The organism is Runella sp. MFBS21 (assembly GCF_029433105.1).
GTDB lineage: Bacteria > Bacteroidota > Bacteroidia > Cytophagales > Spirosomataceae > Runella.
The window spans coordinates 100,394-124,004 of record NZ_JARNTW010000017.1 but is presented as its reverse complement, the minus strand read 5'-3'; the positions used below and the strand labels follow the sequence as shown (position 1 = coordinate 124,004).

19 protein-coding genes are annotated in these 23,611 nt (G+C 41.9%); 8 read left to right on the top strand and 11 right to left on the bottom strand.

Translation table 11 applies throughout. From position 1 onward, the window contains the following. Positions 1-47 precede the first annotated feature (47 nt). Complete coding sequence (locus P1X15_RS24640; protein WP_409049705.1) at positions 48-395, bottom strand: GNAT family N-acetyltransferase; 348 nt, start codon at positions 393-395, stop codon at positions 48-50. A gap of 51 nt (positions 396-446) precedes the next feature. Then, positions 447-1,778 carry a (Fe-S)-binding protein gene (locus P1X15_RS24635; RefSeq protein WP_277340797.1) on the bottom strand — a complete coding sequence of 444 codons (1,332 nt, stop codon included), beginning with the start codon at positions 1,776-1,778 and terminating at the stop codon, positions 447-449. Between the two features lie 170 nt (positions 1,779-1,948). On the opposite strand from P1X15_RS24635, the gene P1X15_RS24630 reads away from it, so the two are divergent. Further along, positions 1,949-3,472, top strand: coding sequence for a sigma 54-interacting transcriptional regulator (locus tag P1X15_RS24630; RefSeq protein WP_277340796.1), 1,524 nt, complete (start codon positions 1,949-1,951; stop codon positions 3,470-3,472). A 41-nt stretch (positions 3,473-3,513) separates the two neighbouring features. Here P1X15_RS24630 and P1X15_RS24625 read toward each other — a convergent pair whose 3' ends face one another. Then, entirely contained in the window at positions 3,514-4,521 is a 1,008-nt protein-coding gene (locus P1X15_RS24625; protein WP_277340795.1) for a hypothetical protein, read from the bottom strand. 278 nt (positions 4,522-4,799) lie between these two features. On the opposite strand from P1X15_RS24625, the gene P1X15_RS24620 reads away from it, so the two are divergent. After that, entirely contained in the window at positions 4,800-5,870 is a 1,071-nt protein-coding gene (locus tag P1X15_RS24620) for a tetratricopeptide repeat protein (protein WP_277340794.1), read from the top strand. Positions 5,871-5,878: 8 nt separating this feature from the next. Next, positions 5,879-6,745 carry a DMT family transporter gene (locus P1X15_RS24615; RefSeq protein WP_277340793.1) on the top strand — a complete coding sequence of 289 codons (867 nt, stop codon included), beginning with the start codon at positions 5,879-5,881 and terminating at the stop codon, positions 6,743-6,745. 10 nt (positions 6,746-6,755) lie between these two features. Here P1X15_RS24615 and P1X15_RS24610 read toward each other — a convergent pair whose 3' ends face one another. Beyond that, the gene (locus tag P1X15_RS24610) at positions 6,756-7,289 is read right to left on the bottom strand and encodes a hypothetical protein (RefSeq protein ID WP_277340792.1); all 534 of its coding nucleotides are present in this window, start codon (positions 7,287-7,289) and stop codon (positions 6,756-6,758) included. Positions 7,290-7,786: 497 nt separating this feature from the next. On the opposite strand from P1X15_RS24610, the gene P1X15_RS24605 reads away from it, so the two are divergent. Both P1X15_RS24605 and P1X15_RS24600 read left to right on the top strand, forming a co-directional pair. After that, positions 7,787-10,285, top strand: a complete 2,499-nt coding sequence (locus P1X15_RS24605) for a YbcC family protein (protein ID WP_277340791.1) — start codon at positions 7,787-7,789, stop codon at positions 10,283-10,285. Positions 10,286-10,294: 9 nt separating this feature from the next. Continuing rightward, the gene (locus P1X15_RS24600) at positions 10,295-12,163 is read left to right on the top strand and encodes a proton-conducting transporter membrane subunit (RefSeq protein WP_277340790.1); all 1,869 of its coding nucleotides are present in this window, start codon (positions 10,295-10,297) and stop codon (positions 12,161-12,163) included. A gap of 152 nt (positions 12,164-12,315) precedes the next feature. On the opposite strand, the gene P1X15_RS24595 is transcribed toward P1X15_RS24600, so the two are convergent. The 4 genes from P1X15_RS24595 to P1X15_RS24580 are packed head-to-tail and all read right to left on the bottom strand — an operon-like array spanning position 12,316 to position 15,151. Continuing rightward, positions 12,316-13,059, bottom strand: a complete 744-nt coding sequence (locus tag P1X15_RS24595; protein ID WP_277340789.1) for a glucosamine-6-phosphate deaminase — start codon at positions 13,057-13,059, stop codon at positions 12,316-12,318. A gap of 14 nt (positions 13,060-13,073) precedes the next feature. Next, the gene (locus P1X15_RS24590) at positions 13,074-14,516 is read right to left on the bottom strand and encodes a Gfo/Idh/MocA family protein (RefSeq protein ID WP_277340788.1); all 1,443 of its coding nucleotides are present in this window, start codon (positions 14,514-14,516) and stop codon (positions 13,074-13,076) included. A 13-nt stretch (positions 14,517-14,529) separates the two neighbouring features. Continuing rightward, on the bottom strand, positions 14,530-14,949 hold the full coding sequence (locus P1X15_RS24585) for a putative toxin-antitoxin system toxin component, PIN family (protein ID WP_277340787.1): 420 nt from the start codon (positions 14,947-14,949) through the stop codon (positions 14,530-14,532). Further along, a complete protein-coding gene (locus tag P1X15_RS24580) occupies positions 14,939-15,151 on the bottom strand; it encodes a hypothetical protein (RefSeq protein WP_277340786.1) in 213 nt (70 codons plus the stop codon). Before P1X15_RS24580 ends, P1X15_RS24585 begins: the two co-directional genes overlap by 11 nt. 134 nt (positions 15,152-15,285) lie before the next feature. Here P1X15_RS24580 and P1X15_RS24575 point away from each other — a divergent pair, with 134 nt between their 5' ends. Next, entirely contained in the window at positions 15,286-16,440 is a 1,155-nt protein-coding gene (locus P1X15_RS24575) for a S9 family peptidase (protein ID WP_277340785.1), read from the top strand. Positions 16,441-16,480: 40 nt separating this feature from the next. Here the strand turns inward: P1X15_RS24575 and P1X15_RS24570 are convergent, their stop codons facing one another. Beyond that, positions 16,481-17,641 carry a PLP-dependent aspartate aminotransferase family protein gene (locus tag P1X15_RS24570; RefSeq protein WP_277340784.1) on the bottom strand — a complete coding sequence of 387 codons (1,161 nt, stop codon included), beginning with the start codon at positions 17,639-17,641 and terminating at the stop codon, positions 16,481-16,483. A gap of 158 nt (positions 17,642-17,799) precedes the next feature. Between P1X15_RS24570 and P1X15_RS24565 the strand changes: the two genes are divergently transcribed. Both P1X15_RS24565 and P1X15_RS24560 read left to right on the top strand, forming a co-directional pair. Beyond that, a complete protein-coding gene (locus P1X15_RS24565; protein WP_277340783.1) occupies positions 17,800-18,975 on the top strand; it encodes a DUF1343 domain-containing protein in 1,176 nt (391 codons plus the stop codon). Between the two features lie 14 nt (positions 18,976-18,989). Further along, positions 18,990-19,883: an S-adenosyl-l-methionine hydroxide adenosyltransferase family protein gene (locus P1X15_RS24560; protein WP_277340782.1), complete on the top strand. Its 894-nt coding sequence runs from the start codon at positions 18,990-18,992 to the stop codon at positions 19,881-19,883. A 3-nt stretch (positions 19,884-19,886) separates the two neighbouring features. On the opposite strand, the gene P1X15_RS24555 is transcribed toward P1X15_RS24560, so the two are convergent. Further along, complete coding sequence (locus P1X15_RS24555; RefSeq protein ID WP_277340781.1) at positions 19,887-21,455, bottom strand: glycoside hydrolase family 10 protein; 1,569 nt, start codon at positions 21,453-21,455, stop codon at positions 19,887-19,889. Between the two features lie 117 nt (positions 21,456-21,572). Continuing rightward, the gene (locus P1X15_RS24550) at positions 21,573-23,453 is read right to left on the bottom strand and encodes a CocE/NonD family hydrolase (protein ID WP_277340780.1); all 1,881 of its coding nucleotides are present in this window, start codon (positions 23,451-23,453) and stop codon (positions 21,573-21,575) included. Positions 23,454-23,611: the final 158 nt, after the last annotated feature.

Here is a 23,611-nt window from a genome sequence, read left to right as displayed (position 1 = left end):
ATATCACGAAAAACAAAAACGGGGCGCTTAACGTCCCGTTTTTGTTTTTAATGACCTTCTTTGTGATATACGAGAGGCTCATACTCAGGATGCCTCTGAATATAGGCTTTAATAAACGGACACAAAGGCCGCACTTTCAAATGATGCGTTTGGGCATAATCCAGTACATGCTTTGCTAAAATAGAGCCTATCCCCTGCCCTTCAAATTCTTTCGGAACTTCGGTATGATAAAAAGTGATGAGTTCGTCGTCGTGCTGGCCGTATTCTACAAAAGCAGCGGTTTCACCTAGCCAAGTTTCAAATCGATTTTCCTCGGTATTATTGATAATCTGATGATTCATTTTAGCGTTTTTTGAAAAGTAAAAATTTTTATCCTGAACATTATACCACTTCAAAACTTATCTAATGCTACTTTATTTGCCGGCTTAGCTTCCTAAACGACATCATTATTTGATATTATCCGCCCAATTGAAACGGTCGCTGGGCGAAAACTTCCAAGGAGCTTGGTTGTTTTCAAGGTTGCCAAACATCATATTCCAAGAAGCAGGGGCTTGGGCTTCTTCCATTATTTTGTAACGACGCAATTGCAAAATAATATCCAAAGGATTAATCAAAACTGGACATTCTTGCACACAAGCGTTGCAAGTAGTACACGCCAATATCTCTTCTTCTTTGATGTAATCACCAAGTAGACTCTTACCATCTTCCTTAAACTCTCCTCCATTGGCCTGCATATTTTTCCCAATATCTTCTAATCTATCACGAGTATCCATCATAATTTTACGAGGCGATAAGGCTTTTCCAGTAATATTGGCCGGACAAGCCGACGTACAGCGCCCACATTCGGTACATGAATAGGCATCCATGAGATTTTTCCAACTCAAATCCGTGACGTCTTTTGCGCCAAAGCGGCCAATTTCTGCTGGTACTTCATTGTTGTCGGCTTGTTCTAATCCTAGCATAATCTTAACTTCTTTCGTGACCTCAGGCATATTGTGCATTTCTCCTTTGGGGGTGAGATTGGCAAAATAGGTATTGGGAAATGCCAAAAAGATATGTAAATGCTTGGAATAAGTGACATAAATTGCAAATGCAAATATTCCCAAAATGTGTGCCCACCATGCTCCTCGCTCCAAGGCTATCAGCGCTCCGTCTGATATTCCAGAAAAAATAGGTTGTAGTAAACTACTAAACAAAAAATCCCCCGCAGGATAGTAATGCTCTACTCCCCGTTTTTGTAAAATACTATCGGCGGCATTCATGCTCAAAATCGCAATCATGAGCACACTTTCGATGAGCAAAATACTATTGGCATCCAAAGCAGGCCATCCATTAAGCTCACGGTGGCGACTAGGCTGCAAGCGTGCTACTTTGAGGATATTGCGACGAATCAAAAATACGATACACACTACAAGCACCCCAAAGGCCAAAAATTCAAAAAAATTGATGAGTACCGTATAAAAACTCCCCAAGTAAGGTACAAACAAACGATGAGTTCCAAAAAGACCGTCTAAGACAATCTCCAATACTTCTATATTGATGAGCAAAAAGCCTGCATAAATTACAAAGTGCATGATGCCCACCACCGGCTTATCAAACATTTTTTTCTGACCAAAAGCCACGCGTAGCATAGTACTAAGGCGCTGTTCAGGGTGGTCGGTACGGTCTTCAGCTTTGCCTAGTTGAATCGTTTTTTTTATAACACCCACTCTTTTGGCCATCAGCCATGCCGTAATTCCCAACGCCACGGCAAATAAAAGTTGTTGAATCAAGTGCATATTGGTTTATTGGGTTTTGTATTCTGCAAGCATACTATTAGCAAATATCGCGAAAATGAGATAGTATACAAATCAAGTTTGCCAAAGTTCTAAAACTTTGATAAAGTTGCCAAACTATTCCCACTTTAGGGCTGTTAATGTAGATACCCAAACAAACCAATTCTTACAATATGGCTTATCGAGATTTGAAGTCAAAACAACTGTTACAAATCCACACGCTTGGAGAATTAAAGGCGGCAGGCTATCAGCCCAAGTCGATTAAACAAGAACTTAGAGACAATCTTATAGAAAAACTTAGAGCCAAAGAATCGGTTTTTCCAGGTATTTGGGGATATGAAGACACCGTTATTCCCGAAGTAGAACGAGCGATCTTGTCTATGCATCATATCAATTTGTTGGGATTGCGTGGGCAGGCCAAAACACGTATTGCACGCCTCATGGTCAATCTACTTGACGAATATATGCCCATAGTAGAAGGCTCCGACCTCAACGATGACCCCATGCAACCATTGTCTCGTTTTGCCCGGGACTTAGTGACGGAAAAAGGCGACCAAACCCCTGTGGCTTGGGTACATCGTGATGAGCGTTATTCCGAAAAATTGGCAACGCCTGACGTTTCGGTGGCCGACCTTATCGGAGATGTAGACCCTATCAAAGCCGCCACCCTCAAGTTGCCTTACTCCGACGAGCGCGTTATTCACTTTGGGCTGATTCCTCGCTCTCACCGTGGCATTTTTGTCATCAACGAACTCCCTGATTTACAGGCACGTATTCAGGTTTCATTGTTCAATATATTACAAGAAGGCGACATTCAGATTCGCGGTTTCAAGCTACGATTACCTCTTGACATTCAGTTTGTGTTCACCGCCAATCCAGAAGATTATACCAATCGTGGCAGTATTGTCACCCCATTGAAAGACCGCATTGATAGTCAAATTGTGACGCACTACCCCAAAGACCTTGAAACCGGGAAGAAAATCACAACACAAGAAGCAATTGTCAAGACGGAGCAAAAAGGCATGGTCAAAACCAACGAAATCATCAAAGATTTGATTGAACAGATTGCCTTTGAAGCGCGCGAAAGCGAATACGTAGACTCTAAAAGTGGGGTGTCGGCGCGTTTGACAATTGCCGCTTACGAAAATCTACTCTCTACTGCCGAAAGGCGCGTATTGCTCAATGGTGAAAAAGAAACCTATGTCAGAATTTCGGACTTGTATGGCGTAGTACCGGCGATTTGTGGTAAGGTAGAGCTTGTATATGAAGGCGAAGTAGAGGGTCCTGTCATCGTAGCTCAAAATCTCATTGGAAAGGCCATTCGGACGCAGTTTCTGAATTATTTTCCCAATCCCGAATCACTTAAGAAAAGAAAAGGTGCCAAAAATCCTTTCCAAAAAGTACAAGATTGGTTTGGTGAAAATGAAATGGATATTTTGAGTGACCTCACCAACCGCGAATACGAAGCACGCCTCCGTACCATCGAAGGGCTCGATGATGTAGTGGATGAGTTTCAGCGAGGGTTGAGCCGTGAAGAGAAATTGTTTTTAATGGAATTTGCCCTTCATGGCATGGCCGAATATTCGCTCATTGGCAAGCAAGCCATTGACCGTGGTACTCACTTCAAAGACCTCCTTAGCAGTATGTTTTCGGGGCCCGACGAAGAAGGCGATGACGACGACGATGATATTTTTTAAGATAGCATTTTGCCCGCAAATACAATCGCAGGCAAAATGATTTAGGATATTTGAGCAGTTTGCTTTGTCATCAGCGACTCCAACACGGGCCGAATGCCTTGTTGGAGTCGTTTTTTTACGAATCCATCTCGCAGATAAGACGGCAATTCATCAATCCATTGAGTGTATCTTTCTACTCCTAGGGCTTTGACAATATAGCATTCATGTACAAAATTGAGGTATTTGACAATATTGAGCAAAGACTGATGAAATTGTACAACATTAACATCCGCTTCTACAAATCGCTCCAACTCACGTTGGTTGGCGGATATTTTCAAACGTGCCATCATATCAAAGTAAGTAGTAGCTCCCATACCTTTGGCGACTTCTTCCCAATGACGCGCCCCAAACTTAGATAGTACTTTACCCGACTTGGTTCGGAGGGCTTTGGCAGGATTGGCCTGAAGACGCTGACGAGAAATACGAGCCCGTTGGTTACGGGTTGTTTTCAAAAACTGAATTATATGCGCTTCTGCTTGCTTAGGTGTTTCAAGGGGTTGTAGCAAAGCCTGCTCATCTTGGTCTTCAATACGATGAAATGAATAATTTTCATAAGGCCCATCAGCATAAAAACCTATTGGTGTGGGATACCATCCTTTGACTACATAGCCATTGATAATTTGACGGACAAGTGCCTCCGCAGGTACATTGATTCCTTGAATCGCCAAGAATGCTTTTACACTGTACAACACGCTATAATAAGCCTGCGGAAAAGTCCAATGCAGGGCATATTTTTGGTAATTTTCGTCAGGATTTGCGGCCGTACTATGAAGTGTATATTCGGCATTCCAAGCATTGAGAAGCCATTTTTTGGTTGTTTCTACACGCGCCTCTTCCTGCTTGGGGCGAAAACGCTTCAAAGATTCTAGGTGCCGGACTTCCGACAACGGCATGGCATGACGAATGTGATAATCAATTCCACGAAAATGGTTCAAAAAAACTTGCGCAGGAATTGACTTTCGCCATTGCTCGTCGGCTTTGGTGAGGTGATTTTCAGGGCTGTTTATCATGGCTTTTTGTATTATTTTAACAAAGGAAAAATACATTAAAACAACAAAAACAAATCTTTAAAAGTTCCTAAAAACATCGCAATATAAAAATCACAACATCCTGATTAACAACAGACAAACCCCTCAAACAGCGACATATTCGCCCTTTTAAAACCAAGGCATTTTGAAGCAAAAAAAGAATATGATTTTTTTAAGATTACACATCAAATCAAAATATATCTATCCTATAAAAACCTCGTAAGAAGGCATTATCTTTGTGCCACAAAAGTTTATTAAGTATGACACTCATTTCTTCCACCTTCTCTTCTTTCCACTTTTTTATAAAGACGTTTTTTGCGGGGTTTATCTTGGCATCATTACTCATTTTTGCGGGATGCTCGAGCCAAGACGAAAGTGAAGCGGCGCAGTTTTTTCTTAAAGGTAATCTCAAATTAGCCGAAAAAGACTACGTAAATGCCATCAGATACTACGACGAAGCACTCGAAAAAAAGTCTGATTTTGCAGATGTGCATAGTAATAGGGGCATTGCTTATCTCAAATTAGGTGAAGGCGATAAAGCTTTGGAGGATTTTAATAAGGCTATTGAGCTTGATAAAGAATTTTACCAAGCTTATTTCAATCGCGTAGAGATTTGGATTGACAAACGCGAGCTTAATTTGGCAGTTAATGACCTCGAAAAAATCCGCAAAATCTACCAAGATTCATCAAACTATTATCTTAAATGGGGAGATTTGAAGTTTGAACAAGGCTACTACGACCAATCAGTAGCCGAATATGACCGTGCGATTAGTTTACGCCCAAACAATGTGCAAGCCTTGGTCAATCGCGGGGTGGTCAATTTTGAACGAAAGGATTTTAAAGCGGCTCAAATTGATTTTGAAAAAGCCCTTAAACTTGATCCTCAGCAGCAATTAGCGTACAACAACATGGCACTCATCCAAGCCCGCAATCGTCAGCTAGGAGAAGCCGAAAAATACATCAATCGCGCTTTGGATTTTGACCCCGTCAACCCTATTTATCTCAACAATAAAGGATACATTTTACTACTTCAAAACAAAACTAACGACGCACAAAAGCTCATCAGTCAAGCCTTGGCCAAAGCTCCACAAAACAGCTACGCTCATCGAAATTGGGGGCTATATCTTCTTAAAAACAATCAACCTAAAGACGCACTCGTATCCCTGCAAAAAGCTTATGATTTAAGTCCTGCCACCGACCAGATACATTTATGGCTAGGAGAAGCACTACTCCTCAATCAGCAAACCGATAAGGCTTGTAAAATATGGAAACAAGGGGCAGCATTGGGTGATGAGCTATCTGCCGAAAAAGTGAATACACACTGTCGATAATATTAAAAGTGAAAAATATAATTATTGGGATTTTTTTTGCTATGCTGTGGGCTTCCGCGTCCGTAGCCACCAAATTTGGGATTCGTTCTGCTGATCCGCTTATTTTGGCTAATGTAAGGTTTTTGGTAGCAGGTGTATTGATGCTAGGATTTGCTTATACCCTCGCACGCCCTAAAAGTCACTTGCCACAAGGAAAAGAATGGAAACAGCTTTTTATTTTTTCATTATTAAACACCACCATTTATCTCAGTGCTTTTGTGCTTTCTATGCGCGAGGTATCAGCGGGTATAGGTAGCCTTTCTACTGCTACAGGCCCTTTATTTGTGATTGTACTATCAGCTATCTGGCTTCAGCGTAGTCTGCGGTGGGATGAAGCCTTCGGAGTGGTCTTAGGGCTGTCGGGAGCAGCACTCGCTACCTGGCCTTTACTCCAAAACAGCCACGCAAGCCTAAAGGGATTGGCCATCTTAATGGGCGGTATTGTATCGGTCTCGGCAGCAAGTGTGTATTATGCACGGGTAGAGTGGAAACTATCAAATGTCGCTATCAATGGCTGGCAGGTGTTACTTGGCGGATTTATGCTTCTACCTTTTACGCTTTATTTTGCCGATTGGGAGCACTCGCATTTGGATATTCAATTTTGGGCTTCGGCGGGGTGGCTGATTGTACCAGTGTCAGTGATTTCGCTCCAATTGTGGTTTTACTTACTCCGTCAAGATGCCGTCAAAGCCTCTCTTTGGCTGTTTTTATGCCCCATTTTTGGTTTTACTTATTCTCACTTATTACTCCAAGAGCCGTTGTCTTGGCACACTTTTGTAGGAACAGGTCTGGTAATCAGCGGCCTATATGTAGCCCAACGAAAGAAATTTGCCTAAATTTTTGATTCTAAAAACTTTTGCGCCATCCTACCCCCAAGGCGATAGCGTTGTTTGGCATTGTCTCTACCGAAAGCCCCCATTTTGGCGCTCCCAATCGGCTATTGTAGCTCTTAACGGCCTTGCGCAATTGAGCACTTGAAATGTATCCTGAAGTAAGAGAAATAGCCACTCCCCCCACATAAGAAATCCAAAAGGCTTGCCGCGTGATAGTCTGCCCTGCCACCCGCGACGAAATCAAGAAATAAATACCCGGCAAAGCCGATAGCACTGAGCCTACGGTACGAATGACACGTGCATTTTTGAAGTATCGATTTACTTCAGGGTCATCCAATTCTCCAAAGGGAATCTCCAACGAATACTGATTTCGAAGACGCTGACCGCCATAATAATATCGACCATTGGCACCAATAATGACCGGTTGTAGATGAGAGGTAGAAAAGGCTTTATATAAGGTCGTGTCTTTCAATGTAGGCTGTTGCTGCGCATATAATGAGGCTGGTATTATGGCCAAGATACTTATTACTAAGAGAAAATTTTTCATTAACTAAATCTATCTTTTTAAATAAAACACTTTCTTTTTGGGGCTATGACCCCTTCCCACGTATTCACACCAACGTCTCAATTGGCAGTTTATTGATGCGAAATCTACTAACAAAAAATAGAAGCCAAAGAGGTTTCGTCCATTTTTTGAAGAACTAAGCCTCTTTTCAAGAACCTTTTGAAGATTAAAATAGGATTAAAAAAAGAACATAAACCTTATTCTATTACCTTATCGGCTCAAAAACTTTAACTAGAAAAACAAACACAATACACTGTAAAACAACAACTTAATTACCAAAAAACGATACATCACCTTATACTAATCAGCGTCTTACTCAAAAAACGTGCATACAATCAATTTGTATTTTAATCACTAATTAATCTTTCCAATTGTAGCATTGATTAGCTTTGACTTATCAAAAAAAAACGACGCAAATTTACTTCGCGCCATTACTCCAACGAGCGTCAGCTTTCTGTATAACACCGTATAGTACACACATGAAAACACTTAATGCAGACTTTAACGAACACGAAGTGCTTCACGAATTAAAGCACTTTTTACCTGCCCAAGCACCGCTCAAAGATTTTATCCATCACAATACACTTCACGCATTCCAACATCTCAAATTTTTTGATGCCCTCAATAGTGCGTCAGAGATATTTGGATACAAGGTAATGCTTTCATTGGAAGAATATCGCTCTTTTTATGCCTCCAAACGTATCAGTGACGAGGTTTTGCAAAGAATAGTCTACGAGCGGAAAGGCTCAAAGCACGCTACGGAATGGCTCGAAAAGCTACTTTCAAAATCCTACACTCATACCACCTTACCACGTATTGGTGCCTTAAGAGCTCATTGGAAAAAACAATATCATGTTGACCTTGATTCGCTGGTTCATCCTTTGCTTTTCCGCGTTCTTTGTAGCTATCTTGACCAAGGAATTTCGATTTGGAATTTTCCAGTGAAAGAACAAAGTTTTCTTTCATCGCTTCGTGAGCTAGAAAAAAATAGCCTAATGAGCATTTTTAGAGGCAAACGCGCCAAACAATTGCTATTAGACACTCCTTGCGACATCAAAACCTTATTGAAAATTCTGATTGGTGACGAAGCCTTGTATCAGGACTATCTTTTTGACCAGCAATTTGCCCACCAAGGATGGTCGGGGATGGTGTCGGCGATTGAAGACCAGCCTCAAACCCTGCTCGACCCTCGCCAAATATCAATCCACGATTTGATTGTAGTGGAGCTATTGCTCGAAATCGATGCCCTTGATTTTCATCATGGCAGTACAGATTGGCTTCCGTTGAGCGAAAAAGTCCATCATCCTCCTACCCCGCTTTTTGCCAAGGTACACCATAGAGAATTACATGAAGTGCTTACACTGTGGCAAGAAGCTTTTGAGTGGAATTATTATGATCAAGTATTGGCAGGTTTAAAAACGCCTAAAAAACAAAAGCTGCAATCTCCAAAGAAAAGCTTTCAGGCGATGTTTTGTATCGACGACCGCGAATGCTCCCTACGGCGTTATTTAGAGGAATTTGACCCTACTTGTGAGACGTTTGGCACGCCTGGTTTTTTTGGAGTAGAGTTTTTTTATCAACCTCAAGACGGAAAGTTTTATACCAAAGTGTGCCCTGCGCCCGTCACTCCCAAATACCTCATCAAAGAAGTAGGTATCAAAAATCGGCGACAAAAAGACATTCACTTTACGAAGCATTCTCACTCTTTTTATGGCGGATGGTTGATTTCGCAAACCATTGGTTTTTGGTCGGCCGCCAAACTTTTTGCTAACGTATTCAGGCCCTCAATGAGCCCGGCAACGGCGTCCTCCTTCAAACACATGGATAAGTTTTCAAAATTGACCATTGAAAACAAACACACCGACCACCAAGAAAATGGCCTTCAGATTGGTTTTACTATCGAAGAAATGGCGATTCGGGTAGAAAACGTCCTCAAAAGCATAGGTTTGGTCAAAGATTTTGCACCGATAGTATATGTAGTAGGGCATGGGTCGAGCAGTGTCAACAATCCTCATTATGCGGCTTATGACTGTGGAGCGTGCGCAGGTCGGGCAGGATCAGTCAATTCGCGCGTGCTTTCATTCATGGCCAATCACCCCCAAGTAAGGGCTATTTTGGCCGCTAAGGGTATTGTAATTCCTTCAGAAACCCAATTTGTGGGAGGTTTACATGATACTACTCGCGATGAAATCATGTTTTTTGACGAAGATTCCCTCTCTCATAAAAATAAAGAATATCATATCAAAAACGAGGCTACTTTTGAAAGAGCCTTGGATTTCAACGCTAAAGAGAGGTCAAGAAGGTTTGAATCAATCGATACGTCGTTGAGTCCCGAAAAAATCCATGAAAAAATACGGCTACGCTCCGTATCATTGTTTGAGCCACGCCCCGAACTCAACCACGCCACTAATGCACTCTGTATTATAGGACGTCGCTCTTTGTCGAAGGGCTTGTTTTTGGATCGACGCGCTTTCATGAACTCCTTTGATTTTCAGGTAGACCCTGAAGGCAAATATCTGCTCAATATCCTCAATGCCGCTGCACCTGTATGCGGAGGTATCAACTTAGAATATTATTTCTCAAGAGTGGACAATCAAAAACTCGGGGCAGGCACCAAACTCCCTCACAATGTGATGGGACTTTTTGGAGTAGCCAATGGCATTGACGGAGACCTACGTCCGGGCTTACCAAGTCAGATGATTGAGATTCACGACCCTGTGCGTTTGTTGATGATTGTAGAGCACTATCCTGAAGTAGTTCTGAATACTATCCAGAAAAATCCAGCTACTTACGAATGGTTTATCAATGAATGGGTAAATCTAGTGGCTATTCATCCTGATACTCAAGAGCTAATGGTTTTCAGAGATGGTACATTTGTGCCTTATGCTCCTCTTCGAGCGCAGCTAGAGGCGATAGAAAACCTATCTCCTTTATTAGAAATTCATCACGAAAACCTTCCTGTTTATTCACTTTCTTAAGATTGCACCATGACGGCGTTCTTGCATATTTTCATTGTTTTGCCCATTGTGGGTTTTGTTTTAAGTCTGTTTGTTCCGGCTCATAAAGAAGGCATTATGTCAAAAACGGCCTTTGGAACGGTGGGGCTTCATTTACTGTGTACGGTGACATTTATTGGTTTTTGGATACTGCAAGGGTATCCTACCCTCAACATCAAAGACATTGTACTTTTCAAATCGACAGGCTACGAATTTTTTATCGACTTCTGCTTTGATGCTATTGCCGCTACTTATTTGTTTGTAGGGTCTTTTCTCACCTTTCTAGTGACTATTTATAGCCGTGCTTACTTGCATCGTGAAAATGGCTACAAACGATTTTTCAATACTATTCTTTTCTTTTATTTAGGATACAACATTGCCATTCTTTCGGGCAATCTCGAAACTCTTTTCATTGGTTGGGAAATCTTAGGCATCTCTTCCTTTCTATTAATCGCCTTTTACAGAGACCGTTATCTACCTGTCAAAAATGCGGTGAAAGTATTTTCGGTGTATCGGATTGGTGATGTAGGATTGATTTTAGCAATGTGGATGAGTCATCATCTATTTCATGAAAACATTACTTTTTTGAAATTGAGCAATTATGAGCTTGTGCACGAACATCTTCAAAGCCATAGTTGGATTGGGATTTTTATTTCAGTGATGATTCTGATGTCGGCAGCTGCCAAGTCGGCACAACTTCCTTTTTCATCATGGTTGCCTAGAGCCATGGAAGGTCCCACGCCTTCTAGTGCAATTTTTTATGGTTCGCTTTCGGTGCATTTGGGTGTTTTCTTGTTGTTACGTACCTATCCTTTTTGGGAACATCAGCTTTCAGTACGTATCCTGATTGCGCTATTGGGCTTATCTACTACTTTTATTGCCACTGGTATCGCTCGTGTGCAGTCATCGGTCAAGAGCCAAATAGCCTATGCTTCTATTGCCCAAATCGGATTGATTTTTATAGAAGTAGCTAGTGGTTTTGAAGGTTTGGCTATGCTTCATTTTGCTGGAAATGCTTTCTTACGTACCTATCAATTGTTGGTTTCGCCTTCGGTAGTAAGTTATCTTATTCACGAGCAGTTCTATAATTTTTCCCCTCGCGAGTCTTCAATCGAGCGTTTCTTTCCAAAAAAACTTCAGTACACGCTGTATATGTTGAGCATCAAAGAATGGAACCTAGACTCATTGATGTACCAATCGCTTTGGAATCCGCTAAAATGGGCTGGCAATAAACTGAATTTTTTGACTGTCAATCGCACCTTGTTTTTCTTTATTCCGGCTTATATACTAGGATTGATTTGTTTGTATTTTGAAAATTCCATTCCTCAAAACGTTCATGCTTATTTACCCATTTTCTTTTCGCTTTTAGGATTGATAATGGTATTAAAGTCATTTACCGAAAGGCACAATACCCCCATGAGCTGGTTGCTTGTTATCATGAATCACTTCTGGATTGCACTTTCTATTTCTTTTAATGAACACTTTAAGTTTAATCAAACGCTGCTTTATTTGAGCGGAATCGTAGTAGCAGGAGTAGTGGGTTATTTTGGACTTTTGAAGCTCAAATCTCTGGAAGGCAATATTAATCTAGATCAATTTCATGGACATTCATACAAGCATCCCAAACTTGCCTTGATTTTTTTGTTGGCATGTTTGGGAGTGTCGGGCTTTCCCATTACACCCACTTTCATCGGAGAAGACTTGATTTTCAGCCATATACACGAAAATCAAGTTACATTAGCCTTCTTTACTTCGCTTAGTTTTATCATTGATGGTATTGCCATCATCCGAATCTACGCGAGGGTTTTCCTTGGGCCTCATGTAAAATCTATTTATGAAACCGCCTATCGTTCCTCATAAATAATTATTGAACCTTCCAAGTTTGTCGACAGAGGCAAACTTGGAAAATTCCTTTAGAAAAACTTATAGTTAAGTTTGTTTGTTAAGTGTAGAGTTATGCAAAAAAAGACCACTTAGATTAGGTGGTCTTTTTTTATGAATGCTTTTGAGTTTTATTTCATAATGGTAAGTAAGCTCGCCGATTCGGGTTCTAAGAGTAGCTCACACTGAGCATGCTGTCGCAATATACTCGCCGGAAATAGATTACTTATCTCATTTTCTAAGCAGTCTTTTACGGCTTTGGCCTTACGAAGTTCAGGCACCGAACAAATAATATTTGCGGATTTCATGATTTGTCTGACCGACATACTAATGGCTTGTCGAGGAACATCGTTCATGGTCGCAAACCACCCCTCATTCATTTGTTGCGTACGGCATTGCTCGTCCAAATCCACCACGATATACGGCTGCTCTGTATCAAAATCGGCCGGGGGATCGTTGAACGCCAAGTGGCCATTTTCTCCAATTCCCACCAGAGCCACGTCAATGGGATGTTGACTGATAAGATTTCCCAAACGCTCGCATTCGGCACTTGCATCTCCTTCGCCATCAATCAAATAACTGGCTTTTAACGGGGGAACTTTGGCCAAAAATCGTTCTAAAAGATACTTCCTAAAACTAGCGGGATGCGACACGGGGAGACCGATGTATTCATCAAGGTGAAACATCACCATCTTCGACCAATCGATTCCTTCGCTGGCAATCAATGTTTGAAGGGTCTCAAATTGGCTCGTGCCTGTGGCCAAAATCACGTTAGCCTGTCCTTTTGTAGCAATCGCCTCTCGGATGATGTGAGCGGCAATATTTCCGCCCTTTTCACCTAAAGCCGCGCTTGATTCTAAAATCGTGGTATTCATATATTTGTTTTTACTTATGCCGAACGTTTTTTTACGCCTGTATTGCCTCCTTTTTCCAAAGATATATCTACAGGATGATTGGTTTTCCAAGCCCCTCCCGTAAAATCAGGAATATCAATCGAATTGGAGCGATTTGCCACTGACCATTCGCTTAGAGGTGCTATCACACTCCACGACGCAGCGTCATATACGTCTTGGTCGAGCGGTAAGCCATTGCGAAGACAGTCTATCAATCGCCAATCCATCAAAAAGTCCATTCCACCGTGGCCTCCTACTTTTTTGGCAAGTTCTCCAATTTTTTTCACAATCTGGGGCTGATATTTTTCTTCTAATTTTTTAAACTCTTCTTCTGTAGCCCACTCATGTCCCGACGAAATACGCCCCGGTAAAGGGTATTTGAGAGCCGTGGCTTTGGTACCACTCACCAAGTGGATACGACTGTAAGGCCGTGGCGAGGTTACATCGTGCTGAAGCATAATTGTTTTCCCTTTTTGGGTACGAATCGTAGTGGTGTTCATATTGCCTCTAAAGCTCTTCTGGGCAAACTGCCCAAAATAATCGTCTTTGGTGGCAAGTTCTTTGATTTTGGGAGCAAGCATGAAATCATTGCTCGACATAGCTACCAGATAATCCATCTTATCGCCACGGTTGATGTCGAGTACTTGGCATACGGGACCCAAGCCATGTGTGGGGTATAAATTCCCATTGCGTTGATTTTCTTTTAATCGCCACAAATCATATCGTTTTGATTTATCGTACAATGAATCAAAAATATCGTGAATATACGCACCTTCTACGTGGACAATTTCCCCAAAAAAACCTTGACGGGCCATATTAAGGGTCAAGAGTTCGAAGAAATCATAGCAACAATTTTCGAGCATCATACAATGTTTGCGCGTACGTTCGGAGGTTTTGACCAATTTCCAACAGTCTTCTACTGTCGTAGCGGCGGGGATTTCGACTGCTACGTGCTTACCTTGTTCCATCGCATAGAGTGCCATAGGTGCGTGAAGATTCCAAGGAGTACAGATATATACCAAATCTATGTCGTTTCGCTGACAGAGACGTTTCCAATCATCTTCTTTACCACCATATACCTCAGGAGAATGGGTAGTACCTTCCATCAGTTTTTTGGCAGCTTGGGCTTTTTCGATTCTTATATCACAAAGGGCTTTTACTTCCACATTTTCAAGATACACAATCCGATTAATAGCCCCCGTACCTCGGTTTCCTAAGCCAATATATCCAATACGGACGGTATCGATTTTAGGAGCACCGTACCCACTCATATTAAACTTTTGGGGAGATGAGTGCTGGGCTTGTTGCTGAATATATCCCAACTGAGAAGGGACCTGTGCGGTAGCACAAGATTGCGACATTCCTCCTGCCATCACTCCTACGCCCATCAAACCAGTCCATTTCAAAAAGTCGCGACGTTCTTCGTTTATTTCTTTCATATTTTTTTGACGGTTAAGAATTGCGTAAGGAAACAAGCGTTTTAAAAGCAGTTAGCGAAATTATCTCGACATTTTCTACCTTACCCAGAGCCAATAACTTTCTATCTCCCGTCACTAAATAACGAGCTTTATGTTGAATAGTTAAATCGAATAAAAAGTTATCCTTAGGGTCAGGACTAGAAGTATACTTAATTTTAGGCTTGACAATAGTGACTAATTCTTGATGAAACTCTATATAATCGCTGATAGGCAAAGTCAGATATTTAGAAAATTTGTTACGTCCTAAAACTTCTGTTAATTCCTCTATCAAAGCATCGGAAGAATACACTAACAAATCGTTGTCAATGATTAAATCTACTAATTCACTGAATTTTGCTTTGATAAAATAACTTATCCAAATATTGGTATCCAACACAACCACTCTAGCTCTCATGACGTGCTTTTCGAGCCTTACGAACCTCTTCTACAATTTCACTCATATTGATATGATTGTCTTTGACTGAATGTTCTAACTTTTCAGCTTTAGCTAAAAGCAGTTGTTTCTTCAAAGCTTTCAATAAAGCATCTTGCTCATTAGCCGATAACTTCTTTATGAGGCTGGTGATTTGTTGTTCTCTATTGGCGATAGCTGACATGGCAAAAAATCGTTTTAAGTATTCAAAAATACAAATCTTTAGGCTGAAAATACATGCTATACACAAATGGCGGCAAAATTGTAAGGTAATTTGCCCTCTCGGCTGACTTTATAAAACTATAAATCTCATAACTTATGAAACGTTTTTGTTACCTTATAATCGTGTCCTTGGCTTGCCATTTAGCTTCGGCCCAATCTACTCCTGAGCTTTGTCAAGGAGCGTATTTTACGGAGCAGCAAGGCCGGAGTTTTTTGGCAGAACATGTTCCCACTTCTAAAAAAGACTGGGAAACACGCGCGCAGCAAATCAAACAACGTATTTTGGAGGGTGGCGAACTCACTCAGCTTCCTCCTCGCCCCAAATCAAAGCCTATTATCCATAGTAAGCGCGAAATGGACGGATATACTATCGAAAATGTGGCATTTGAAAGCATAGAGGGATATTATGTAACGGGCAATCTTTACAAACCTTTGAATCAAAAAGGGCCTTTTGCCGCGATTTTGTGCCCTCACGGACATACCCGCGAGCCCAACGCCCGTTTTCTGGAGCCTATGCAGTTTCGGTGTGGCAACTTAGCCCGTATGGGTGCTGTGGTGTTTGCATATGACATGGTTGGGTACAGCGATTCGCAGCTGAAAGAACATAAAATCCCTAAAGCGTTTAAATTACAAACTATCAACAGTATCAGAGCTTTAGACTTTTTATTATCCCAACCCAACATCGACAAAAACCGCGTAGGAGTCACGGGGGAGTCTGGCGGGGGAACTCAGACTTTTATGCTTACTGCACTTGACCCGCGCATCAAGGTGTCGGTGCCGGTGGTGATGGTGTCGGCTTATTTTTTTGGAGGCTGTGTTTGTGAAAGTGGAATGCCCGTTCATAAAAAAGGAGATTTTCAAACTAACAACGTAGAAATTGCAGCCTTAGCTGCTCCTCGCCCGATGCTTCTTGTCTCCGACGGGGGTGATTGGACCAAAAACAATCCGCAAGATGAATTCCCGCATATTCAAAAAATATATGCTCTTTATGGAAAAGCCAATAACTTAGAAAATCATCACTTGCCTGACGAAAAGCACGATTATGGTCCTTCTAAACGGGCAGCGATGTATCGGTTTTTGGCGAAGCATCTCGCACTTGATATTTCAAAAATTCTTAAAGCTGACGGGAGCATCGACGAAAGTCATACGCCACTTCTCGACCGTAAAGAACTGGAAGTATTTAATGATACTCATCCTCGCCCTGCCAAGGCTGCGACCGACGTGGAAGCTGTAAATGCACTATTGAAATAAAGTAACCCCGGCTGCGCTTAAAGCGCAGCCGGGGTTTAGGCTATAGTTTTTCCAAAGCTTGCGCCAAATCTTCGATAAGGTAATCGGCTTCTTCAAGCCCAATATACAATCTTACTAGACGATGCTCTTGATGGGTAGCATCAAAATCTTCGGGGAGCATCCCCGCACACTTAGGCATAATCAAAGACTCATGACCTCCCCAACTTACTGCCAATAAAAAATGTTGTAAATTGTGGGTAAAGGTTTCTATTTGTGCATAAGTCTGCGCTTTCAACGCAATCGTTACCAATCCACAAGCGCCTGACATTTGTTTTTGTGCCAATTCGTATTGGGCAAAATCAGGATCGAAAGGAAAATAGATTTTCTCAATCTTGGGATGATTTTTCAAAAATTCGACCACTTTTTGCGTACTTTCCGAAATAGCCTTCAGCCTGACAGACAGCGTCCGCAAGCCCCTCAGCAAAAGCCACGCATTGAAGGGCGAGATAAACGCACCTGTATTATGCGCTTCGCGGTCAAAAATTTGTTTAATCATCGCTTTGGTTCCTGTCAGTACGCCTCCAACGGTGTCTGAATGCCCCCCGATGTATTTGGTAGCCGACTGCAAGCATATATCAATCCCCAATCGATGAGGCTTTTGAAACAAAGGGGTACAATAGCTGTTGTCGATAATGGTCACAATTCCGTGCGATTTGGCCAATTTTGCCACCGCTTCCAAATCTTGTAAATCGAAAGTGAGGGTATTGGGTGATTCCAAATAAATCACCTTGGTGTTGGGGAGAATCGCGGCTTCAAAATTTTCAATTTTTGTCCCATCCACATAAGTTGTGGCTACATTGTAGCGTGGCAAAACATTATCAAACAGTTTCCATGCCCACGTATAAGGTTTTTGTACGCTTACGATGTGGTCGCCCGCTTGGACATTGGTCATTACTGCACAAAAAATGGCCGAAGCACCGCTGTTGAGTACCAAACAATCTTCCGCTTCGTCCAAGGCCGCTAATTTTTTTCGTAAAATATCGACGGTAGGATTAAGCCCCCTCGAATACAAATACGCCGACATTTCGTCTTCAAAAGCTTCTCGTAATGAGGCAAAATCATGAAATACAAAATTGCTAGTCTGTACAATCGGCGGACTTACAGCATTGAAGTAATTGTCGCGGCTTTCGGCGAGTTCGTTGATAATTTGGGATTGGTGCATTGGAGTAATCACTTTGTTTTTTTGCGAAAATAGAACACGAATGGCTAAATTTTTATCGAAGCACAAGATTTGTCTTAAAGCTGCATTTTTTAGTGTCTTATTTTCTAATAAATCCACTTATCCACTAACTTGCTCCATCATTATGTAGTTGGAATTTTATGAATTTAACATCTCTTATTTCCTCTTTTTCTCAGGCTCAAAAACGCGTGGGGCTTTTGTGTAATCAAACAGCTTTTGTTTTTGAAAAAAAACAATATTTAATTGAGCTTTTGGCCAAAAACAATGTTCTTAAAACTGTATTCGTACCCGAACATGGTCTTTTTGCCGAACTTCAAGACCAAGAACCCCTCGAAAATACTAATGTCTATCATTTTGGGGAGGGAATTGATTTTATCTCTCTGTATGGCCGCGACGAACAAAGTCTCAAAGCAGCTCCTGCTTTATTAGAATCACTTGATGTTATCATTGTTGATATTCAAGACGTAGGCTGCCGATACTTTACGTATCTTACTACGTTGGCTTATTTGTTTGAAACCCTCACCTGCTGCCAGCATCCGCCTCACATTTGGGTAATTGACCGCCCCAATCCTGCGGGCAGGCAAGTAGAGGGCAGTATGATTTCCAAAACCTTTTCGTCATTTATTGGACATGAAGGTTTGCCTCATCGTCACGGACTTAGTTTAGGTGAAATAGCCCTTTGGCTAAAGCATTATTATCAAGGGGATTTTTCACTTGACCTATTACCCTACCCGACCGACGAATATTTTATGCAAATCCTCCCTTCTCCCAATTTTCCTAGCCTTCAAACAGCCACCCTTTATAGCGGCCAATGCTTGTTTGAAGCCACTACTTTGAGTGAAGGCAGAGGCACTACACGGCCTTTTGAAATTGTAGGAGCACCTTCTTTAACTTGGGATGTCTTAAAAAACATCAAACACGACTTCGAAAACTTTACGGCTGACCTACCGTGGGTCAATTATATTTTACGGCCTTTGCAGTTTATTCCTACTTTTCACAAACACACCAACGAGCTTTCCGGCGGCTTTCAGATACACATAGCCTCTTCTCAACCCAATCACTCGCTTCTGAGTAGTTTGATTTTATTGAGAATTTGTAACGAATACATCCCCAATTTATGGCGACAAGGTCCCTATGAAAAAGGCAATACCAAAACCGCCCTTGAAATATTGGTAGGCGATGCTTTATTACTTGATTTTGTCAATGGAGAAGTAGCTACTCCTAGCATCATCGAATACTTAAAACAAACAGAGAATGAGTGGATTAACTCCTTAAAAAACATAGCAAGTATTCCCCTTTTTTCCGTACTAACTTAAAAAAACATACGCTTATGAAAACAGTCATTTATATCTTCGGATTCTTTTTACTGAGTAGTTTTTCAGTATTTTCCCAATCCAAAATCGTGGTTTTTCAAACAGATTTTGGTTTAAAGGACGGCGCCGTAGCTGCCATGAAAGGCGTTTCGATGAGTGTTAGCCAAGACTTAAAATTGTTTGACCTTACCCACGAAATCCCTGCATACAATATTTGGGAAGCAGCCTATCGCCTCGAACAAACCGCGTCTTATTGGCCACGAGGTTCGGTTTTTGTGTCGGTAGTTGACCCGGGAGTAGGCACTGAGCGGAAATCTGTGGTAGTAAAAACCAAAAGTGGACACTATTTTGTGGGTCCTGATAATGGTACTTTTACTTTGATTGCGGAGTCGTTGGGAATTGAGGAAGTTCATGAAATAGACGAAGCCCTCAATCGCCGCCAAAATTCGCAAGCTTCGTACACTTTTCACGGGCGAGATGTATATGCTTATACGGGTGCGAGACTTGCGGCGGGTGTTATTACGTTAGGGCAAGTAGGAAAGCGTTTGCCGAATGATGTGGTACGGATTTCTTATCAAAAAGCCAAGTTGGAAGCAAACAATATCGTGGGTAATATTCCTATTTTGGATATTCAATACGGAAACGTATGGACCAATATACCGGCCGATTTACTCAAAAAATGGGGCATCAAAGCGGGTCAAAAAGTAAAAGTTACGATTTGGGATGGCTCTCAGCAGGTATTTGAAGAAAACATACCCTTTGCCAATACTTTTGGTGAAGTACCCGAAGGGCAAAATCTCTGCTACCTCAATAGTCTTCTTCAATTTTCGTTGGCTATCAACATGGGAGATTTTGCGGGGAAATACGGCATCAAAAGTGGCCCTGACTGGAAAATCAAAATCAGCAAATGAAGCTTATTTGCTGCTTCTAGCATGCATATTAGCTCTTACTATTACACTTGTCAAAACAGCCTCGCTTTCATTGTGAAGCCGATCCAAGGCCGTGATAGCATACGTATAGACTTTACCGCGTAGTGCAGTACGGTCAAGGGCGCGTGTTTGCCCTTCATAACAACCGGCTAATAAACGTGGCTCTTCATCGTCAGCATAACGATATACGGCATAGTAACGCGCCTCATCCCCGTCTCTTGCTTTGGCAGGAGCAATCCATCTCAAATCTACGCCATTTCGAGTATCCTTGGCTTGCAATTGGCGAGGAGCCAAAGGCGGAAGTCGGTCTTTCCAAGGCATAGGAGGAGGAAAAGCGGCTTCTTTATAAAAGTTTTGCCGAAGCGAATCTGCATGACCAAACTTATTATTAACCAATGACTTAGAGCTATAAAATACGCTCCCTGTGATTTCTTTATACTCTCTGATAAATCGCATTTGTCGAGGCAATTCCGAATAGTCGGCCCATGTTTTATCTTTATCCTGCGTCCCTACCCGATACGCCCCTTGCCCAATGTACAAATGACGCCCATAAGTATGATCTAGCCACCAAAGCGTGAGAGTCCTGAAAGGTACTTTGTCAAACTTGGTAGAAAAGTAAATCTGCGGAACCATGTAATCTATCCATCCAGCCTTCATCCATTTTTTGGTATCAGCATATAGATTGTCGTAGGAAGTTTGCCCAGCTTGGGTAGGCGAACCGCTAGGGTCATCTTGTTTGTTGCGCCACACTCCAAAAGGGCTTACCCCAAATTTTACATAGGATTTTTGAGCCGTAATAGCATCACTTATTTGTTTGATAAGTTTATCTATATTGTCTCTACGCCAATCGTCTTTTGAGCGAAATCGTCGCCCGTATTCCTGATAAGCGGCTTCGTCTTTAAGGGTTTGCCCCGTCACGGTATAAGGATAGAAATAATCGTCAAAATGAATACCATCTACGTCATAATTTTTGACAATGTTGGTAGTAACATTGGTAATATAATCCCTTACTTCGGGTAAGCCAAAATTAAACAATCGATAGCCATCATATTCAAAGACCCACTCAGGATGTACTTTGCCGATGTTGTTGGAAGCGATACTTTTACTAACCCGGTGAGCCACGCGATTGAGATTCAGCCAAGCATGAAACTCCATCCCACGCCGATGACACTCTTCAATCATAAACTCCATCGGGTCATAAAAAGGCTCGGGGGCTTTGCCTTGCTTGCCCGTAAGCCATTCAGACCAAGGCTCTTCACTTTTGGCATAGAAGGCATCGGCAGCGGCACGCACCTGCACAAAAACCGCATTAATACCTGTTCGTTTGTGAGTGTCCAACAATCGCACAAACTCAGCCCGCTGTTCTTCAGGAGAAAGATTTTTACGACTAGGCCAGTCGATGTTATCGACAGTCGCAATCCATACAGCTCTCATCTCACGGCGTACCCCCATCGGTCCAAAATCGCGGGGAGATGTTCGAGGTTTTTTGGAGGTTTTACAACCTTCCAATCCCAAAAAGAGCAATAAACAAAGCCAAGCAAGATGTTTTTTCACAAAATATTCTGAGTTTGGATTAGGGCAAAAGAGGCGCTACTCTTCGTATGCGCCTCTACAAAATTATCATTTTTTTAACGGAACTTACACCTACCTTGGTATCTGCTACTATCAGATTTACTTAGCCTTTAGCAGAGGCAAGCGCACCTGAGAAGGATAAGCCGCTGAATGATGGATTTGATTATGCGCTACGATACCGTCTTTTTCGTCATAATTTTTACCACCCGTATTAAGATTTCTTTCAAAACGCGGGAAATTACTGCTTGATATTTCGATACGAATGCTATGTCCTGGTTCAAAGTAATTAGAAGTCACCATAGGGCTTAGGTTAAGTTTATACACTTTTCCTTTTTCCATCCATACTTCTTTGTCAAAGCCTTCACGATAGCGCGCTCTCAAGATTGTTTCATCTAAATTATAAGCACGTCCATCGGGATACACATCAATAACTTTTACTGTAAAATCGGTATCTTTTGCATCCGAAGATACATACAAAGTGGTTTCGATTTGTCCTGTCATTTCTACTCCGTCTTTAAAGGGTTCCGTAGTATAAACCAAAATATCGTGCCGCGTTTCCATCTGATGTTGGTCAAAAGAACCGCCTTGTACGGCATTTCCAGTACAGCACACATTTCCTCCATAAGAAGGCACCGGAAATTTAGGGTCATACGCAAACTCATCCGTTTTGTTTTCTTTGGAAGGTGCTTGAAGCGTAAGCTTACCATCTCCGTAAAGACTATTGGCTTTTCCGCCACTATTGAGATAGTAGGTTTTCATTTCGACGTCGGCAGGAGGCCAAGTTTCTGACGACTGCCACTTGTTAGAACCCATCGTATAGTACTGTACGCGTGGTGTTTTCTTGAAAAAATCGTTAGCCTCACTTTTGAGCCAATGGTCAAACCAAGCATAAATTTGTTCGTCATAGTTGAGCCGGGCATCCCCTACACTTCGCTCTCCGACGATGGTATTTTCGGTCGCTCTCTTGTAAGCACAGTGCAAAGTAGGCGCAATCACTAGGTACTGATTATCTCTTACTTGAGGGTCAGTAGCATTTTTTCGGACATGATTAAAAAGTGCCAAATTGGGTGCACTTGACACATCATACCAAGATACAAACCAAAAACTGGGCACGCCAAAAGGCATATTATCGTGATATAAGCCCCCTTTAAACCATTCAGGGTCATTGGGTTTGCGTACAATCATCTTCTCATAAACACCCTTCTGTCCGTTCACATTTTTAATAATATCCTGCACTGGCAAATGTCTCAATCCTTTTGACCAATCGACGGGCGGCATTTCAGTGGCCAAATCAAAATATCGAGACACCCGCTGTAATTCTTCTTGAGTAGCATTTTTGGGAAACTGCGGCCTAACCGCGTCATTTTGAGTTCCATACAGCCACGCCGTAAAAAGCATTTGTTGTACACCCCCTCGGTACCAGTTTCCCTGTTCCCAAAACTCCCCTACTTTTCCTACACCTGCCCCAAAGCCTTGCGGCACCATCGCCGCGTGAGAAGGGTGGTCGAGGGCAGCCACCGCCATCTGCCATTCTGCGGTAGAGGAGCATCCTATAGTACCAATTTTGCCATTACACCATGCTTGTTTAGTAAGCCACGAAAAAGCATCGTAGCCGTCGGTAGTAGGAGGCCCAAGAATGTCCCATTCACCTTCTGAAAAAAATCTACCTCTCTCATTCTGAACCACATACGCATATCCTCTAGAAACAGCCTCCAAGGCAGCTTGGTAAGTACGGGTATTCATTTCGCCGTTACCCCAAGAGTTGAAATTATAAGGAGTTTTAGAAAAAATGACTGGAACGGGCTTATCGGTTTTGGGGCGAAAAATATCGGTAGCCAAGCGCACTCCGTCTCGCATGGGCATCATCACTTTTTGGTCAACAACTGCAATATTTTGTAATTTTTTCAGAATATCTTCTTGAGCCAAAACGGCAGTTTTTCCCAAGAAACTAATCACAAATAGGAGTAATATCTTTCTCATAAAATAATAGTTTGGATGGATAGACAAGGTATTTTCCAAAACTACCTATTTAGATACAAACACCCAAAGGTTCTTAGAGAGAGAATCTCTTTACAATTTTTTTATAATGGTTTTTGTCCAAGACGGATTATGCTTTTTTGTAGACACAAATGTGTGTT

Coding starts and splice junctions, on each gene's coding strand:
- P1X15_RS24580 (WP_277340786.1), bottom strand. CDS start 15,151: ATGTCAGCTATCGCCAATAGAGAACAACAAATCACCAGCCTCATAAAG.
- P1X15_RS24570 (WP_277340784.1), bottom strand. CDS start 17,641: ATGCACCAATCCCAAATTATCAACGAACTCGCCGAAAGCCGCGACAAT.
- P1X15_RS24575 (WP_277340785.1), top strand. CDS start 15,286: ATGAAACGTTTTTGTTACCTTATAATCGTGTCCTTGGCTTGCCATTTA.
- P1X15_RS24565 (WP_277340783.1), top strand. CDS start 17,800: ATGAATTTAACATCTCTTATTTCCTCTTTTTCTCAGGCTCAAAAACGC.
- P1X15_RS24610 (WP_277340792.1), bottom strand. CDS start 7,289: ATGAAAAATTTTCTCTTAGTAATAAGTATCTTGGCCATAATACCAGCC.
- P1X15_RS24625 (WP_277340795.1), bottom strand. CDS start 4,521: ATGATAAACAGCCCTGAAAATCACCTCACCAAAGCCGACGAGCAATGG.
- P1X15_RS24585 (WP_277340787.1), bottom strand. CDS start 14,949: ATGAGAGCTAGAGTGGTTGTGTTGGATACCAATATTTGGATAAGTTAT.
- P1X15_RS24600 (WP_277340790.1), top strand. CDS start 10,295: ATGACGGCGTTCTTGCATATTTTCATTGTTTTGCCCATTGTGGGTTTT.
- P1X15_RS24635 (WP_277340797.1), bottom strand. CDS start 1,778: ATGCACTTGATTCAACAACTTTTATTTGCCGTGGCGTTGGGAATTACG.
- P1X15_RS24620 (WP_277340794.1), top strand. CDS start 4,800: ATGACACTCATTTCTTCCACCTTCTCTTCTTTCCACTTTTTTATAAAG.
- P1X15_RS24595 (WP_277340789.1), bottom strand. CDS start 13,059: ATGAATACCACGATTTTAGAATCAAGCGCGGCTTTAGGTGAAAAGGGC.
- P1X15_RS24605 (WP_277340791.1), top strand. CDS start 7,787: ATGAAAACACTTAATGCAGACTTTAACGAACACGAAGTGCTTCACGAA.
- P1X15_RS24560 (WP_277340782.1), top strand. CDS start 18,990: ATGAAAACAGTCATTTATATCTTCGGATTCTTTTTACTGAGTAGTTTT.
- P1X15_RS24590 (WP_277340788.1), bottom strand. CDS start 14,516: ATGAAAGAAATAAACGAAGAACGTCGCGACTTTTTGAAATGGACTGGT.
- P1X15_RS24550 (WP_277340780.1), bottom strand. CDS start 23,453: ATGAGAAAGATATTACTCCTATTTGTGATTAGTTTCTTGGGAAAAACT.
- P1X15_RS24630 (WP_277340796.1), top strand. CDS start 1,949: ATGGCTTATCGAGATTTGAAGTCAAAACAACTGTTACAAATCCACACG.